A 15,965-nucleotide genomic window follows, 5' to 3' on the forward strand; every position below is an offset into this window, starting at 1 on the left:
TTATTTCTTCAACTATTTCTGTGCCTCGTCCAACAAGGTTTTACAACGCTCAGCTCCCCAGTCAGGAGCAAATGCGAATGCTGGTTTGTAGTTTTCAAATTTTTTCATGGCATCCTGTAGCATTGGCAATGCTAATTTTTTACCACCACCGTAGGCTTCAGGAGTATAAAAAGTGTTTTGAGCTAAAATGAATGCTGCACGAGGGTTGTTTTGATCCAGTTCTTTAGCTTTTTGCAGATTACCCATAGCAGCCTGAATGTCCATATAGCGGTTCATTGGATCTACATATACTTTCATCAGTTTAATATAGCCGGCTAATGCTTCAAGTTCCGAGTTGGTCGGTTGGATGGCCTGAGCTTGTAAGGTAAGGTTAAGAGCTTTATCAAAGATGCCGTCTTTTTTGTTTTGATCTTGCTCGAAGTGGCCGCTAACAAGTAAGTTGTAGGCCGAGTAGTAAAAGGGAAGCCATTGTGTTTTTTCGGTGGTTGCAACACGTTCGAAGAAGTTGGCGGTTGCCAAAAAGTCTTCGCCACTTTTGGCGCTTTTCATCATTTCCAGCCCTTTGGTCATTCCTTTATCAAAGTTCGGACTTTGAGCAAAGGCAATTGTGGTAGCAAAAATAGCTGCGATTGTTAGGAGTGTAGTTTTCATAATTATTAGTTCTAAATAGTTAATGTTCTAATGTGATTATTGAATTATAAAGCGTTAAAGTCGGAACTGCCAATGGTAATGAACATACCCAAAAAGATCGTCCTTCGAGCCGGCGGTTCAATGGGCTGACGAACTGAGCCATCTTTCGAGTAATTATATCCATAGATATTAGTTATCCCTGGAACATTATTTATCGATAAATAAACCACTGTAAACTGACGCATTACCCGGGTTAAATAGCTGATGTTCATACTTAGGTTATGATAATCACGAGTTCTATCACTCATGAAATCAATATTATTTGGGTTGTAATACGGACGGCCTGAAGCATAGGTGTATGTGAACCCTACTTGTGAGTGAATAGCGGTTAAATATTGTTTGTACACCAAGCTAAGGGTGTGTTTAGCAGCAAAACTTGGACGGGCGGCTGTCGGATAATCATTGAAATTACGTTTGGTATCCAAAAATGAGTAGCTGATCCAGTAATCGGCGGTTGGTAAGGTTTTTCGGTCTCTCCAAAAAATATCAACACCACGGGCATAGCCATTCCCATTATTATTCAGATTATTGAAATCATCACTGGTGTATTTTACCAAGTTATTGTAGTTCTTGTAATAGGCTTCAGCTCTGAAAGTTCGCTTATCGGTCATGTACTGATAATTCAGAATGTAATGATCAGCCGATTGGAAGTCCAGATTTTGATCCGTGATCAATAGATTATCATCCGGATTTTGGTAAAATCTGCCATAAGCCATAGAGGTTTGAGAATTCTTATTGAGTTTATAACTCAGCGATAAGCGAGGAGCCAGGTTGGTTTGTTGCATTAAGCTCGAGTTTTCTAGTCTTAAACCGATACGGGCAACTAATGATCTAGTGAAATAATAATCAGTTTCCGCAAAAGTTGCAGTTTGATTGTCGGTAAAGTTTCGTGTATTACCATTAAAACGTTGGTGTTTGAAAGTGATGAGTTAGATCCTCAAGATTGTCATAATTGAGGCCCAATTTTCCGTTCGAGAACTCAGAATAAAACTTGAACATGCCGGTTTTGCCAGTTTTCAACTTATAGTTTGCTGATGCACTGTAACTGTGTGGGGCATAATTCCAATGAGCCTGTTGTTTCACCAACTCGTAATATGGTTGCAGGTTAATATATTGTCCGCCAACTTGCAGAGAGCTGTTTTTGAATTTATTGGTTTGAACCAATCCTCCTCCAACACTCATAATGCTTACCCCTGTGGTTGTTTTAGGTTCGAGGTCTTTACTTTCAAGTACCAAAGCCGATGAAAGAGCTTGTCCGTATTGAGCAGAATAGCCTCCCGCACTAAAACTCATACCCTTAAACATAAATGGAGAAAATCGTCCACGAGAGGCAATATCAGGTAAGTCATTCAGGTAAGGATTTTTGATCAGCATGCCGTCAAAGTACATCTTGGTTTCTGATGCAGCTCCTCCACGGACCAATAAGCCTTGTTCAGAACTTGCAGCTTGTGTGCCCGGTAAAGTTTGAAGTGCAGAGATAATATCAGCCTCAGCACCGGCAGTTGTGGCAATATCCAATGATTTAAGTTGGGCCATCTTGCTGCGATCATTGGCTTCCATTGTTCCTGCAGTAACAACAACCGTATTTAGTTCTGTAGCTTCTTCTTCTAAAGTAATTGTTAGTTCGATAGTTGTGCCGTTTAGAGAAATTGGCTGCATGTTAACCTCATAACCTGTCAAATTAGTTATCAGTTCTTTATTGCCTTTTTCATCCGTGGTAAATGAAAATTTGCCGTCTTTACCGGAGGTTGCTCCATCATAAGAATCTTTAATAGCGATTGCCGCCCCACTTAGCACCTGGCCTTTCTGATTTTTAATCACACCGGAAACCTTGGTTTGAGCGAAAGATCCAATTGCAATCAATAACAAGGAAAGCGTGAGTGGTATTAGATGTGTTTTCATTAGTTGTGTTAGGGTTGATGGATCAAATTTGGCTATAAAGACTGCTTTTATAAACACTTTACCGATGAACACGACAATTAGCCCGATGAAATGCTTAATAATAACGGTGAACGGCAATTGGCATCATCCACCGATGATTATCATTTATTCACCGAAACATTAATAACGGGTTATAAAAAAAATACCACCATTGTTAAGCTTAAAAAACTTTCAATGAACTATAGTAATTCATGATGCATTTTATTAACTTCCAGTAATTTACACTCTCAAAATGACTCGAAACTATAAGTTGTTTTCTGTGCTTGCCTCACAGATATCGTTACTACTCTTTTTAAGTGTTGGTTGTCGTGAAAAAACTGCTACAGTAGGGCCGCCATCCGAGGTCTCCGTTATTAACTCTCAACAAGTAAATGTTCCAATTTATCAGGAATATGTTGGACAAACCTATGGTTTAGCTGATGTTGACATTAGAGCACGAGTTGAAGGTTGGGTAACGGGTATGTATTTCAAGGAGGGAACTAAAGTAAATAAAGGTACTCTACTTTACACTATCGATGATATGCAATACAAAACCCGTGTTGATCAGGCGGCGGGCAATGTGGCATCAGCAAAAACAGAAGTAGCTAGAGCACAAAGCCAGCTTAACCGGGTAAGGCCTTTAGCCGAGATGAATGCATTAAGCAAAATGGACCTTGATAACGCTCAGGCCGAATATAATGCCGCAAAAGCCCGTCAGCAGGTTGCCGAAGCAGCGTTGCAGAATTCAAAAATTGAACTGGGGTATGCTAAAGTCTATGCCCCCATAGATGGAATTATTGGAATTTCCAATGTTCGGGTTGGAGACTATGTAAGCCGGGTCAATTCAAATATACTCTCTACTATTTCCCAGACAGGTACAGTAAGAGTTCGCTTTCAGATAAATGAAACCGAATTCTTAAAGTTTATGCGTAGTTATAAAGGCGACCAGGCCGTTCGACAGGATGTTACCCTAATACTGCCCGATAACTCTGTATTTAACGAAAAAGGTAAAATTGATTTTGCGAACCGCCAGATAGACCCTGAGACCGGATCAATTACGCTCGAAGCTTCATTTGCTAATCAAGCCGGATTATTGCGACCTGGTCTGTATGTAAAGGTTGAGCTACTTGCCAGCAATTATCCTAATGCTGTTGTAGTGCCTCAGCGGGCAGTTAATCAAATTCAGAGTTTATATCAGGTTTTTGTAGTGGACAAAACCAATACACTAAAAGTTAGAATTGTGGAAGTTGGGCCACGTGTTGGAGATATGTGGATTATAACAAAAGGTCTTGACCCCAATGAACGGGTAGCTCTTATTGGAACTGCGGCCTTATCCGACAATTCAAAAGTTACACCGATTGAAGCCAAATGGACACCGGTAGTTCCTGGAAAAGGAATTTAACTACCCTAGCCAATTAATCGCATCTAAAACACAGATTCATGAGTGAGTTTTTCATCAGAAGGCCTATTGTGGCCATGGTTATCTCCATAATAATGGTTTTAATGGGATTGTTAACGCTGCGAAATATTCCAATAGCTCAGTATCCCGAAATTACTCCACCAATGATCCAGGTAACATCGGTTTACACCGGTGCAAGCGCCGTAAATGTTGAGCAAGCCGTTGCTACACCTATTGAACAACAGGTAAACGGGGTGGAACAAATGCTTTATATGAAATCTGTTAATGCCGGCGACGGGTCATTAACGCTACAGGTTTCTTTTGAAGTAGGGGTTAATCTCGATAATGCCAACATGCTTACACAAAACAGGGTTTCGCAAGCCAATGCTAAGTTACCTGCTGAAGTGAAAAGCTACGGTGTTACTACAAAAAAATCACTAGTTTTCCCTTTGTTACTAATTTCTTTGTCATCGCCAAACGGCTCATACAATGGCACATTCTTAAGCAATTATGCCAATATTAATATTGTCGACCGTATTTCTCGAATTTCCGGAGTAGGTAACGTTACCCTTTTTGGGGGATATGACTACTCTATGCGTATTTGGTTAAATCCCGACAGACTTTCGAAACTGAATCTTACTGCTAACGATGTGATCAATGCTGTTAAAAAACAAAATGCCATTGTACCCGGCGGAAAGTTTGGCGGTCCACCCTCTCCCAAAGGTGTTGACAATACCTACACCATTCGCTTGCAAGACCGATTAGCTACAGAAGATGAGTTTGGAAATATTGTAGTAAAATCAAGCTCGCAAGGAGCGATGGTTCGATTGAAAGATGTAGCGCGAATTGAATTGGGTGCTGAAAACTATATCTCCTACAGCCGGCTTAACCAAAAGCAAGCCGCAACAATAGCCGTTTATCAATTACCCGGATCAAATGCCTTGGACGTGGCTGCTAAGGTAAAGTCTACAATTGAAGAGATGTCAAAAAGCTTTCCTCCTGATTTAAAATATGACGTTTCATTGGATACTACCGCATCAGTAACGGTAGGGATTGAGGAAATTATCCATACACTTTTTGAAGCGGTTATCCTGGTAATCCTTGTGGTGTTTATTTTCTTGCAAGATTGGAGGGCTACACTAATTCCATTACTTACTGTTCCGGTTTCGCTGATCGGAACATTTATGGTATTTCCATTATTAGGTTTTTCGGTAAACGTGTTATCTCTTCTAGGCTTGGTATTAGCAATCGGGATTGTGGTCGACGACGCAATTGTGGTAGTTGAGGCAGTAATGCATAATATTGAACATGGAATGAGTCCTAGGGATGCAACCAGCAAGGCTATGCAGGAAGTAGGAGGGCCGGTAATTGCCATCGCCCTGATTCTCGCCGCTGTATTTATCCCAGTTGCACTGGCAGGTGGTATTACCGGGCGACTGTACCAACAGTTTGCTATTACTATTGCCATTTCTGTAGGCTTTTCAGCATTTAATGCTTTAACCTTAAGTCCTGCATTATCGGCTATGTTGCTTCGTCCTAAAAAAGAAAGCAAAGGATGGCTGGACAAGTTTTTTGATTGGTTCAACAAAATGTTTGGTTCATTTACCGATAAGTATGTTGCTATTGTTCAAGGTTTTGTGAAAAAATCATTCCGATCCATACTCTTTACATTAATAGTTGTTGTAGGCGTGGTCGTGCTGGCCAAACTAATTCCATCCGGATTTGTGCCTGAAGAAGACCAAGGCTATTACATGTTGAACATACAGTTGCCTGATGCCGCATCGCTAGGACGAACCGATGAAGTGGCTCATAAGATTGAACAGATTCTCGGAAAAATTGACGGGATCCAATTTTATACCACAATTATGGGCTATAGTATGGTTACATCAGCCTATACAACCAATACCGCTTTTGTGTTTGTTGCCTTAAAACCCTGGGATGAAAGGAAACATACTGTTTTTGATATCATTAAACAAACAAATACCGAATTCGCTCGTGAGATTACTGAGGCCACAGCTATAGCTTTTGGCCCACCCCCAATTATCGGTTTGGGAACCGGTGCTGGTTTTACCATTATGCTGCAAGATAAAACTGGTAATACTCCTGACTATTTATTCAATGAGTCAAAGAAATTTATTGCAGCAGCTTCAAAGCGTCCTGAAATCGGCAGGATATTTACAGCCTATCGTTCGAACGTGCCTCAAAAGAAAATTACCGTTGACCTTGATAAGGCCGAGAAACTAGAAGTTGATCTATCCGAGTTAAACAGTACTATATCTTCTTATCTGGGTAGTGCTTATGTGAACGACTTTAACAAATTTGGCCGGCAATATAAGGTGTATGTGCAGGCTGACTCTAACTATCGCACTAGTCCGAAGGACATGAACCTATTCTTTGTCAGAAGTAGAAATGGTTCTATAGTTCCAATAAGCACATTGGTTACAGTTACAGATACTGTAGGCCCTGAATTCACTAACCGCTTTAATATGTACCGATCTGCAGAGCTTAATGGAACTCCTGCAGAGGGTTACAGTTCTTCTCAAGCTTTAAAAGCATTAGAAGAAACAGCGGCACAGGTACTTCCTAAAGATCTGCAATATTCCTGGAGTAATATGTCATATCAGGAAAAAGCGGCGGAAGGAACGGCAGGGGTAATGTTTGCAACGGCACTTGTCTTTGTGTTTCTGATCCTTGCGGCACAATATGAAAGTTGGAAGTTACCTTTCAGCGTATTGCTCGGAACCCCGTTTGCTGTTTTAGGAGCATTCCTTGGACTTTGGCTTTGTGGATTTTTTAGCTCCAGCTATCAAAATAACGTATTTGCCCAAATTGGTTTGGTAATGCTTATCGGACTTGCGGCTAAAAATGCTATCCTTATTGTTGAGTTTGCAAAAGAATCACATGAAAAACATGGTAAATCTGTAATGGATGCGGCCATAGAGGCAGCCAGATTGCGGTTTAGACCAATTCTTATGACAGCATTTGCTTTTATCTTAGGTGTAGTTCCTCTTCTTACAGCCTCAGGAGCTGTTGCAGAAGCACGTAAAGTTATTGGCATGGCCGTATTTGCCGGAATGCTTATCGCTACCATACTGGGAGTGCTCTTTGTCCCTTCTTTCTTTACCTGGATAGAATCGAGGGGTAAGAAGAAAAATGAAAGTGAAAGTACAAACACACAAACAGGACACTAATATGAACCGACAACTCATAACTTTTACCGGTATTTTGTTCCTGCTTACAGGCTGCCTTGTTGGTCCAAAATATAGCAGGCCTCAAATGGATGTGCCAACATCATATGCACAGCAATCAGACTCACTCCGACGTGATTCTATCGCTAATATAAAGTGGTTTGAACTTTATCAGGACAGCACCTTACAGCACCTCATTCGTATTGCATTAGAGCAAAACAAAGATTTGAAAACGGCTGTTGCCAGGGTTGAAGAATCAAAAGCTGTTTTGGGCTTTAATAAGGCCAATCTTTATCCCTTTTTAAACTATAATGTGCAAGCCGGTTATAATAAGCTAAATGAAAATGCGCAGTTTGGGGGTGTTGGCTTTGATGGAGAGTCGTATAATTTGTTAGGTACTGTAAATTGGGAAATTGATCTGTGGGGGAAACTTCGCCACGCTAACCGCTCTGCGTTTGCCCAGTTGTTGGCTGATGAAGAAAATCGGAAAGCAATTACAGTGAGTGTAATTGCCCAAGTAGCAGAGCTCTACTTTCAGCTGAGAGGCTTGGATGAGCGACTGACTATCTCCAGAAATACAGTCAAAACCCGTACGGAGAGCTATGATTTGATAAAGGCCCGTTTTGACAAAGGATATGTTGCCGAAATTGATAAGTTTCAGGCCGAACAACAGGTTGCCTTTGCGATGGCCAATATTCCGCAAATAGAGCGGGAGATTGTTCAAACCGAAAATGCTCTCAGAGTTTTGTTAGGACAAATTCCCGGCTCAGTGCCAAGAGGTCTTTTAAACACAAATCAAGGAATTAGCCTTGAGATCCCTGCCGGGCTGCCCTCTGATTTAATTGAAAGACGTCCGGATGTAAAAGCCGCAGAAAACTCATTAATTGCCCAAAACGAACAGATTGGTGTTGCTCAGGCAATGCGCTTCCCATCATTGGCATTAACTGGATTTGGCGGTGTGGCTAGTAATGACTTAGGTAATCTCTTGCAGAATGGTTCTTTAGCCGTTGGTGTTGCTGGTCAGTTGTTTGGGCCAATTTTTAACTTTGGACAAAATAAACGCAGAGTTGAAATAGAAAGAAAACGGACAGAGCAGTTATTGTATCAATATGAAAAAACAGTATTGATTGCCTTTAGTGATGTTGAAAATTCATTAAAAGCGGTTAAAACGTTTCAGGATGAGTATGCGGCTCGAAATAAAGAGGTAATAGCAAACAGAAATATTGTTTCACTTTCAAGAGCTAGGTATGATGGTGGCTTTACCACATTCCTGGAAGTTTTGGAGTCGGAGCGTCAGTTGTATGAATCAGAATTAAACACTTCAATTACCAAACAAAATCAATTAGCTGCTACAGTGCAACTTTATAAATCATTAGGTGGAGGATGGTAGGTCAGGTATAAAATTTAAGAAGTTGGCTTGCTACTAATTTCGACAAGCCAACGCCTTAAATTTCCTTAATAGTATTAATTATAAACAAACTCCTTTAGATATCTAAAATTCGCTTCAGATTATCTGTATAACTGCGACTGGTAGAAATTTTAGTTCCGTTGCTATCATTCATAACAGCAATTAAAGCACCGTTAAAGCCCTTTCGAACTTCCTTCATATTTTCCGTGTTGATTATACATCCACGATGAACTCGCAGAAAGCATTCGGGTAGTTTATTTTCTAAGGTCGATAGCGTATAATCGGTGAGGTATGAATTTCCTGACAGGGTTTTGAGGGAAACATACTTTTCATCAGCCTCAATATGGCTTATTTCTGAAGTTTTAATTAGTAAGAACTTATCACCTATTTTAACGGGTAATGCTTTAAGCTCTTTTTTGGGCTGCAGTTTTTCAATTATTGTCAACAGGTTTTCGGTGTGGGCCGTGTCTTTCTGTTCGTTTACTTTCTGAAGCTTGGCAACTGTCAATTCTAACCGTTCAGGTTCAATGGGTTTTAGCAAATAATCAATAGAGTTCTCTTCAAAAGCTTTTATAGCATACTGATCAAAGGCAGTTGTGAAAACCACTAATGGAATAAATGACAATTTACTTAACATCTCAAATCCGTTAAGTAAAGGCATTTCAATGTCGAGAAAAATCAGGTCAGGTCTTAGCTCTTCAATAAGCTGGCGACCTTCTTCTCCATTAGCAGCCTCTGCTTCAATTGAGAAAAACTGTTCGTGGCTACCCAGAAGCCGCTTTAATCGATTGCGAGCCAAAGGCTCATCGTCAATAATGATAGTATTAAACCGAGGCATTAATTAGAAGGCGGTTTTGGTAAATGTCGAATGTTGTCGTCCTCAGTATTATCTTCATTTTCTTCTTCCTCCTCGTCTTCGTCCCAAATGTCAGAAAAGCCCTCACTTTCGTCATCAATTAATTCTTCATCTCCGTAGTCAACCACCATTGGCGTTACGTCTACTTCAAACCACTCATAAAACATCTCAATGGTAATGTCTTGTGGCCAGGTTTCTTGAGCCATTGAAACACCAAATAGTTCATCGATAAAAAACTGCTCGAAGTTCTCTTCTAGGTACTCTTCTATTTCTTCATCGCTATCGAAAACAGGAATGAGAAAGGTCGTTTTTTCTGTTTGATTGATTTCTTCCAATGATGCGAATGATTCATCGGGAAAAATAGAGTTATACCAATTGAGATAAGGTAGTTTATAGTGAAGATGCAGTGAGAAGCGATTAAGAAATTTCATGTTTTTAGGATTTGAAAACGAATTTCGGAATAATAATCTGAATTCTCTTCTCCGGAGTCTTCATAATATTCAATTTATACTCGTCATTGTAGAGTAGCTTCAATTTGTCAAATGTACTTTGTAAGCCATAGCCAGGATTAAGTTCCGTTGGAAAATCAGGGCCATTGTCAGCTACCCAAAGTTTTAGTTCGTTTTCATTAGTACGTTCGGCACCAATTTCAATTTTTCCGTGCTGAGCAACCTTTGAAATGCCGTGCTTGATAGAGTTCTCAATCAATGGCTGAAGCAAGAAACGCGGGATTTTTTCTTCATTTAAGGAGTTGTCAATTGTAAACGTTGTTTGCAAGCGATCTCCTAGTCGAATACTTTCAATATCTAGGTATGTTTTAACGATGTCAATTTCATAAGCCAGTGAGGTATAGTTTTCGTCGGAGCTATTTATCGCATATCGAAATAACTTTGAAAGTTTCAGTACCATTTCTTCAGCTTTATCAGCATCCTGGTGAATAAGTGAAGCAATGGAGTTTAAAGAGTTGTACAGAAAATGAGGGTTTATTTTTGATTGAAGGGCTTCGAGCTCGGCTCTTGTTTTTAACTCTTGAAGTTTTGCGAGCTGATAATCACTGTCTCTTAGCTTTAGTTCATAATTTACTTTCTGAAGCATATTTAACTGCCTGAAACCTCCAATTAAAAATCCAAGAAACAAGTTAAATGCAATGGAAGGTATTTGCTTGTCGAAACTTACCCAATTGCCATAGATCAGGTAGATCATAAAAAAGCAAAACTCTGTCGCAAAAAAAATCCCGACAAACATTAACGCAAGATCAAGCGCAATTTCTTTAGGAGTGTATTCTTTTTTTCGGTTAAATAGACATCTGGATAAATAGATAAGGTTGGTAATGGTATGAGTGATTACAATTGAAAAAAGAAAAGAGATGAAGATGCTTTTGCCAGAAAGTTTAAAATCCTGTAAGTAGTTAAGCAAGCAGATGGCCACTCCAACCACAAGTCCGGTTTTTCCATACTTCAGGTTGTAATAAAGCAATGAGTGCTCATGTTTTTTTTGTACGCTATTTGGTTGACTCATAATACGAATGTACAATTTAACCTTTCTGAAATGTTTTTTTTACGATAAGCTGTCAGTATTGAAAGATAAAATGCTGAATTTTGCCGACGGATAACCTCCAACGTTTAGCTGTGAGATCTGATATCAGCTAAAAAAATGTTCGTATATTAAATAAAGCTAAAATTAAATCTTATGAAAATTAAAGCACTATTATTAGCAGCGCTTTTAACTATTGCGAGTATCATGCCCGCTTGTAAAAATATGACTGGAACCCAAAAGGGAGCAGCTATAGGCGCTGGTTCAGGAGCAGCTATAGGCGCACTAATTGGACATGCAGCTGGAAACACAGCTATTGGAGCATTAATTGGCGGTGCTGTAGGTGGTGTTAGTGGAGCTTATATTGGTAAGTATATGGATAAACAGAAAAAGGAAATCCAGGAAACTATTCCAAATGCAAAGGTTGAAGAGATTAATAACGGTGAAGCGTTAAGAGTTACTTTCGATTCGAAGGTGTTGTTTGATGTGAATAAGTATGATTTGAAAGACGCCTCGAAGAATGCGGTAAAGCAGCTTTCAGAAATCATCAATAAATATCCTGATACATACGTTCAGATTCAGGGCCATACTGATAACACCGGTAAAGATGATTATAATATGACTCTTTCACAAAAACGTGCTGAGGCCGTAATGAACTATGCAGTTTCTATTGGTGTGCAAGCAAACCGTTTAATGTCTCAGGGTATGGGAGAAACTACTCCAATTGCTGACAACAATACAGTTGATGGACGTACCCAAAACCGTAGGGTTGAATTCTACATTGTTGCTAATGATAAGTTAAAACAAGAAGCAGCTAAACAGAAACAGAAATAAGCTGTACCTCGGTTATAATACTATAGGCCCGTTTGTATATATGCAAACGGGCTTCTTCTTTTTGTATTAATTATGTTGAAGTTAAAAATGCTCAATGGCACTTATTATCTTGCAAACCAATTTGCTAACTATAGTATGAAGAAAGTATACCTCGCCATTCCAGTCCTCTTGTTTCACTTTGCTGCATCGGCTCAAAAGCTAGATTCATTAAGTGTTGAAAAGATAATGCGAGATCCTAAATGGATAGGCGTTTCACCATCTGCTGTTTTCTGGGGTGAGGATAGTAAGAACGTCTACTTCAGCTGGAATCCGGATAAAAATAAAAGTGATTCGTTATACGCGGTTTCGGTTGAGGGTAAGCAAGTGACAAAGGTAGGTTCAGCACAAAGGCGCAGTTTGGCACCTCAAGGGGAATACAATAAAAACAAGACGCTGAAACTATACGAGAAATATGGTGACATTTTTTTGCTGGATCTGAAAACCGGTACAACTCGCCAGCTGACATATACCACTGATCAGGAGTTTTTTGCTTCATTTTCTGGCAAGGATGATAAGGTGGTTTTCAGAAGAGGAGATAATTTGTTCAGCCTTTCTATAAATACTGGCGAATTAGTTCAGCTAACAAATTTTCAGAAAGGAAGTAAATTAAAAGATGCTCGTTTAAATGAACAGGATCAATGGCTCAAAAATCAACAGCTTTCAGAGTTTGAGATACTGAAACAACGAAAAGCGTTTAAGGATGAAAGTTTGAAGGCAAAAAAGCAAGATCAGCCCAAACGTTTAAAAGAAATTTACCTTGAAGGCAGAACGGTTAATAACCTTAAAGCCAGTCCCGATGGACAAATAATAACATTTAATCTTACCAGCGATGGAGATGAAAGGCATACTTTGGTTCCTACTTATGTTACCGAATCAGGTTATACCGAAGAAATTCCAACTCGCCCGAAGGTTGGTGGAGAACAAGAATCCAAAGAGTTTTTTATTTACAACAAATCTCTTGATTCTGTTTACCAGGTTTCGACACTTCAGATTCCAGGGATTTATGATCTGCCTGATTATTTAAAAGATTATCCTTCTGAGAAAAAAATAAGGGAGAAGAATAAATCCGAGCGCAGCGTTAACTTTCAAACACCTATTTGGAGCGAAGATGGTAAAAATGTCATTGTTACAGCGTATTCTCTCGATAACAAAGATCGCTGGATTTTTAGTTTAGATGCTTCCAACGGAAAATTGAAATTAATAGATCGTCAGCGGGACGAGGCCTGGATTGGAGGCCCCGGTATCGATGGTTATAATGAGAACATTGGATGGATAGATAATTCATTAGTTTATTTTCAGAGTGAGGCATTAGGCTTTTCTCACCTTTACACCTATAACTTATCTACGAATAAAAAACAGCAGATAACGACTGGCAACTGGGAAGTTCAGGATGTTCAGCTATCGGCCGATAAAGCTAGTTTTTACCTAACAGCTAATAAGGAGCATCCAGGAACTAAAGATTTTTATAAGATAGGGGTAAAAGGCGGGGTATTGGAAAAGCTAACCTCAATGAAAGGCGCAAATGAAGTATCCCTTTCTCCCGATGAAAAATGGTTGGCAATTCGCTATTCATACAGCAACAAACCATGGGAATTATATCTGCAAGAAAACAAGGTTGGGGCAACAGTTCTACAAATAACCAATTCGGTTTCTGATGAGTTTAAATCATATTCGTGGAGAGAGCCGGAAGTTATCTCCTTTGTAAATCGCTCGGGCAATGAAGTTTATGCGAGGCTATATCGTCCGACAAAGCCTCATCCTAACAAACCAGCCGTGATTTTTGTACATGGGGCCGGATATTTGCAAAATGCGCACTACTGGTGGAGCAACTATTTCAGGGAGTTTATGTTTCACAACCTGCTTGCTGATAAAGGGTATACGGTACTTGATATCGATTACCAGGCAAGTTCAGGATATGGCCGTAACTGTCGAACCAATATTTATCGCCATATGGGAGGCGCAGATTTAAATGATCAGGTTGATGGAGCAAAATTATTGGCAGATAAGTACGGAGTTAATGCTAAAGCAATAGGCATTTACGGAGGATCTTATGGCGGTTTTATAACCCTGATGGCCATGTTTAACCAACCCGAAGTGTTTAAAGCCGGAGCCGCATTGCGTTCGGTAACTGATTGGGCTCATTATAATCATGGCTACACGGCCAATATTTTAAACTCACCAATAGAAGACAGTATCGCTTATCATCGAAGCTCTCCTTTGTATTTTGCCAATGGGCTAAAAGGCCGGTTGTTAATGTGTCATGGGATGGTTGATGTAAATGTCCATTTTCAGGATATTGTTCGTCTTTCCCAACGCCTGATTGAACTCGGTAAAAACGACTGGGAACTGGCAGTTTATCCTATGGAAGACCATGGATTTGTTGAAGCAAGCAGCTGGACAGACGAGTATAAACGAATATTTAAATTATTTGAAGAAGAACTAAAACATTAGTACTTCTTAAACGTTGAAAGTGCATTTAAGTAATAGAATAAAAATAATATAGACCCAACAATGAAGAGAATTAGCCTTGCGATCATAGCTTTGGCGGCGTTTGCCTCAAGCTCATTTGCTCAAACTAAAGACAGTATTCAGGTAGTGCCAATCGATAAAAGTCCTGCAGATATTGTTTATTACCCGGTCCGCGCCGCTTTTGAAAGAGATGTAACTAAAAGTCCGGTAGCACGTGTGATTTATTCCAGACCGCAGAAAAATGGCCGTGAGATTTTTGGGAAGTTGCAAGATTATGGAACCATTTGGAGAACAGGGGCAAATGAATCAACAGAGGTTAAGTTTTATAAGGATGTAAAAATTGGCGATAAAATTATTGCTGCGGGTGAATATTCATTGTTTACTATTCCGAATAAAGATAAATGGACGGTAATTCTTAATGCAGTAAATGATAAATGGGGTGCTTATTTTTATGATAAGTCAAAAGATGTGGTAAGAGTTGAGGTGCCAGTTAAAACACCTCCCGCTCCAATTGAAGTGTTTACTATTCTGTTTAAAGATGATAACAGCAATGGTGCTAAAATGGTAATGGGTTGGGATAATTGTTATGTAGAGCTTCCAATTAAGTTTCAGAATTAACGGTTAACCAATGCAATAATAAAAGGCCATCAATTTAATTTGAGGGCCTTTTATGTTGAATACGTTCATTCATTTATCTTGCCTGAAGTTGAAGCTGAATTTTGTTTTTCCCCGATTTATATTCTAACCAAAGATTAGCGTTGTCAAGTTTTTTGATAATGTAAATATTAATTTCGGTGTTAAATATTGTTTGAAGAGTGCTGTCTGTCAATAAACTCCAGTCACCATCAGGAGCAGGTATGCAGTTTTCGTTTACTGCACAAATTCTTCGGTATTTTAAATTTGAATAGAATACATGTTGACGACCAGGGGCAATAGCTGACTGTCCGTTCGTAACAATCCGGGATTCCATCCATGCTCGGGCAATTAATTTGTAACGATAGTCTTCTTCACCTTCCTTAACACATGCCGAAAGTAAGACCGATAAGCCTAAACAAAAGAGAATAGATATCCGAACTACTTTAATCATGCGACATTCTTGTGTTGTAGATTGCGGCTAAGCAATTTGTCAACAAATACCAGTAATAAAACCGCATCTACAATTAAAAAGGCAAACCATAAGTTTCGGTTGCTGATCAATGAATCAACCTGCGAGTTTACAACATTTTGCACCTGATTGCTGGCAGCAAGGTATTGAGCCGAAGGCTCGGCAGGGGCGTTGCCGATCACTAAAAATAATAACCCGATTATTGAAACAATAAATATTGCGGCTACTCCATAAATGATTTTACGGTTCACCAATGTTTTCAATGCTGATTGCTGCGGGGCTATTTCAGCCCTCCATTTAGCCATAACATTTGCAGTAAAGGAAGATGATGGCACTTCAAGCTCCATTGAGGCCAGCGAAATTTTGATAGCCTTTATTTCTTCAAACTTTTGTTTAAGCTTGGGGTCTAATGAAATTGAGCGTATCAATTCACCGGCTTCGGGCTCACTAATAAGGCCATCAGCTAAATCCCAAAGTTTTTCTTCTGTAATCCGGTTCATATTCATCCTTTCTATTCTAAACTC

Annotated in this window: 15 protein-coding genes; 7 read left to right on the plus strand and 8 right to left on the minus strand. The window is 39.5% G+C overall.

The window, feature by feature from the left end:
* Positions 1-12: 12 nt before the first annotated feature.
* The 3 genes from NF867_RS08885 to NF867_RS08895 all read right to left on the minus strand — a co-directional run bounded on the left by NF867_RS08885 (position 13) and on the right by NF867_RS08895 (position 2,592).
* Complete coding sequence (locus NF867_RS08885) at positions 13-651, minus strand: hypothetical protein (RefSeq protein WP_252587466.1); 639 nt, start codon at positions 649-651, stop codon at positions 13-15.
* A 44-nt stretch (positions 652-695) separates the two neighbouring features.
* Complete coding sequence (locus NF867_RS08890) at positions 696-1,475, minus strand: TonB-dependent receptor (protein WP_252587467.1); 780 nt, start codon at positions 1,473-1,475, stop codon at positions 696-698.
* 115 nt (positions 1,476-1,590) lie between these two features.
* Entirely contained in the window at positions 1,591-2,592 is a 1,002-nt protein-coding gene (locus NF867_RS08895; RefSeq protein ID WP_252587468.1) for a carboxypeptidase-like regulatory domain-containing protein, read from the minus strand.
* 90 nt (positions 2,593-2,682) lie between these two features.
* Here NF867_RS08895 and NF867_RS08900 point away from each other — a divergent pair, with 90 nt between their 5' ends.
* Genes NF867_RS08900 through NF867_RS08915 form a run of 4 tightly spaced genes read left to right on the plus strand, consistent with a single transcriptional unit; the run spans position 2,683 to position 8,587 of the window.
* A complete protein-coding gene (locus NF867_RS08900; RefSeq protein WP_252587469.1) occupies positions 2,683-2,826 on the plus strand; it encodes a hypothetical protein in 144 nt (47 codons plus the stop codon).
* 37 nt (positions 2,827-2,863) lie between these two features.
* Positions 2,864-4,012, plus strand: a complete 1,149-nt coding sequence (locus NF867_RS08905; protein ID WP_252587470.1) for an efflux RND transporter periplasmic adaptor subunit — start codon at positions 2,864-2,866, stop codon at positions 4,010-4,012.
* A gap of 38 nt (positions 4,013-4,050) precedes the next feature.
* Positions 4,051-7,200 carry an efflux RND transporter permease subunit gene (locus NF867_RS08910; RefSeq protein ID WP_252587471.1) on the plus strand — a complete coding sequence of 1,050 codons (3,150 nt, stop codon included), beginning with the start codon at positions 4,051-4,053 and terminating at the stop codon, positions 7,198-7,200.
* Between the two features lies 1 nt (position 7,201).
* Positions 7,202-8,587 carry an efflux transporter outer membrane subunit gene (locus NF867_RS08915; protein WP_252587472.1) on the plus strand — a complete coding sequence of 462 codons (1,386 nt, stop codon included), beginning with the start codon at positions 7,202-7,204 and terminating at the stop codon, positions 8,585-8,587.
* Between the two features lie 94 nt (positions 8,588-8,681).
* Here the strand turns inward: NF867_RS08915 and NF867_RS08920 are convergent, their stop codons facing one another.
* The 3 genes from NF867_RS08920 to NF867_RS08930 are packed head-to-tail and all read right to left on the minus strand — an operon-like array spanning position 8,682 to position 10,979.
* Positions 8,682-9,443 carry a LytR/AlgR family response regulator transcription factor gene (locus NF867_RS08920; RefSeq protein WP_252587473.1) on the minus strand — a complete coding sequence of 254 codons (762 nt, stop codon included), beginning with the start codon at positions 9,441-9,443 and terminating at the stop codon, positions 8,682-8,684.
* Complete coding sequence (locus NF867_RS08925) at positions 9,443-9,892, minus strand: hypothetical protein (protein ID WP_252587474.1); 450 nt, start codon at positions 9,890-9,892, stop codon at positions 9,443-9,445. Before NF867_RS08925 ends, NF867_RS08920 begins: the two co-directional genes overlap by 1 nt.
* Before the next feature lie 4 nt (positions 9,893-9,896).
* Positions 9,897-10,979: a sensor histidine kinase gene (locus tag NF867_RS08930; RefSeq protein ID WP_252587475.1), complete on the minus strand. Its 1,083-nt coding sequence runs from the start codon at positions 10,977-10,979 to the stop codon at positions 9,897-9,899.
* Between the two features lie 171 nt (positions 10,980-11,150).
* On the opposite strand from NF867_RS08930, the gene NF867_RS08935 reads away from it, so the two are divergent.
* The 3 genes from NF867_RS08935 to NF867_RS08945 all read left to right on the plus strand — a co-directional run bounded on the left by NF867_RS08935 (position 11,151) and on the right by NF867_RS08945 (position 14,954).
* On the plus strand, positions 11,151-11,828 hold the full coding sequence (locus tag NF867_RS08935; RefSeq protein ID WP_252587476.1) for a YiaD family glycine zipper/OmpA-like lipoprotein: 678 nt from the start codon (positions 11,151-11,153) through the stop codon (positions 11,826-11,828).
* A 72-nt stretch (positions 11,829-11,900) separates the two neighbouring features.
* Complete coding sequence (locus NF867_RS08940; protein ID WP_252587477.1) at positions 11,901-14,318, plus strand: S9 family peptidase; 2,418 nt, start codon at positions 11,901-11,903, stop codon at positions 14,316-14,318.
* A gap of 60 nt (positions 14,319-14,378) precedes the next feature.
* Positions 14,379-14,954, plus strand: coding sequence for a DUF2911 domain-containing protein (locus tag NF867_RS08945; protein ID WP_252587478.1), 576 nt, complete (start codon positions 14,379-14,381; stop codon positions 14,952-14,954).
* Between the two features lie 73 nt (positions 14,955-15,027).
* On the opposite strand, the gene NF867_RS08950 is transcribed toward NF867_RS08945, so the two are convergent.
* On the minus strand, positions 15,028-15,423 hold the full coding sequence (locus NF867_RS08950; RefSeq protein WP_252587479.1) for a hypothetical protein: 396 nt from the start codon (positions 15,421-15,423) through the stop codon (positions 15,028-15,030).
* Positions 15,420-15,941 (minus strand): hypothetical protein, encoded by a 522-nt coding sequence (locus NF867_RS08955; RefSeq protein ID WP_252587480.1) that lies wholly within the window; start codon positions 15,939-15,941, stop codon positions 15,420-15,422. Before NF867_RS08955 ends, NF867_RS08950 begins: the two co-directional genes overlap by 4 nt.
* Between the last annotated feature and the right edge of the window lie 24 nt (positions 15,942-15,965).

It is taken from the genome of Solitalea agri, assembly GCF_023914155.1.
Taxonomy (GTDB): domain Bacteria; phylum Bacteroidota; class Bacteroidia; order Sphingobacteriales; family Sphingobacteriaceae; genus Solitalea; species Solitalea agri.

Excerpts from the sequence above, each read along its gene's own strand:
- NF867_RS08885 (WP_252587466.1), bottom strand. The coding sequence starts at position 651 with ATGAAAACTACACTCCTAACAATCGCAGCTATTTTTGCTACCACAATT.
- NF867_RS08890 (WP_252587467.1), bottom strand. The coding sequence starts at position 1,475 with ATGCAACAAACCAACCTGGCTCCTCGCTTATCGCTGAGTTATAAACTC.
- NF867_RS08895 (WP_252587468.1), bottom strand. The coding sequence starts at position 2,592 with ATGAAAACACATCTAATACCACTCACGCTTTCCTTGTTATTGATTGCA.
- NF867_RS08900 (WP_252587469.1), top strand. The coding sequence starts at position 2,683 with ATGCTTAATAATAACGGTGAACGGCAATTGGCATCATCCACCGATGAT.
- NF867_RS08905 (WP_252587470.1), top strand. The coding sequence starts at position 2,864 with ATGACTCGAAACTATAAGTTGTTTTCTGTGCTTGCCTCACAGATATCG.
- NF867_RS08910 (WP_252587471.1), top strand. The coding sequence starts at position 4,051 with ATGAGTGAGTTTTTCATCAGAAGGCCTATTGTGGCCATGGTTATCTCC.
- NF867_RS08915 (WP_252587472.1), top strand. The coding sequence starts at position 7,202 with ATGAACCGACAACTCATAACTTTTACCGGTATTTTGTTCCTGCTTACA.
- NF867_RS08920 (WP_252587473.1), bottom strand. The coding sequence starts at position 9,443 with ATGCCTCGGTTTAATACTATCATTATTGACGATGAGCCTTTGGCTCGC.
- NF867_RS08925 (WP_252587474.1), bottom strand. The coding sequence starts at position 9,892 with ATGAAATTTCTTAATCGCTTCTCACTGCATCTTCACTATAAACTACCT.
- NF867_RS08930 (WP_252587475.1), bottom strand. The coding sequence starts at position 10,979 with ATGAGTCAACCAAATAGCGTACAAAAAAAACATGAGCACTCATTGCTT.
- NF867_RS08935 (WP_252587476.1), top strand. The coding sequence starts at position 11,151 with ATGAAAATTAAAGCACTATTATTAGCAGCGCTTTTAACTATTGCGAGT.
- NF867_RS08940 (WP_252587477.1), top strand. The coding sequence starts at position 11,901 with ATGTTGAAGTTAAAAATGCTCAATGGCACTTATTATCTTGCAAACCAA.
- NF867_RS08945 (WP_252587478.1), top strand. The coding sequence starts at position 14,379 with ATGAAGAGAATTAGCCTTGCGATCATAGCTTTGGCGGCGTTTGCCTCA.
- NF867_RS08950 (WP_252587479.1), bottom strand. The coding sequence starts at position 15,423 with ATGATTAAAGTAGTTCGGATATCTATTCTCTTTTGTTTAGGCTTATCG.
- NF867_RS08955 (WP_252587480.1), bottom strand. The coding sequence starts at position 15,941 with ATGAACCGGATTACAGAAGAAAAACTTTGGGATTTAGCTGATGGCCTT.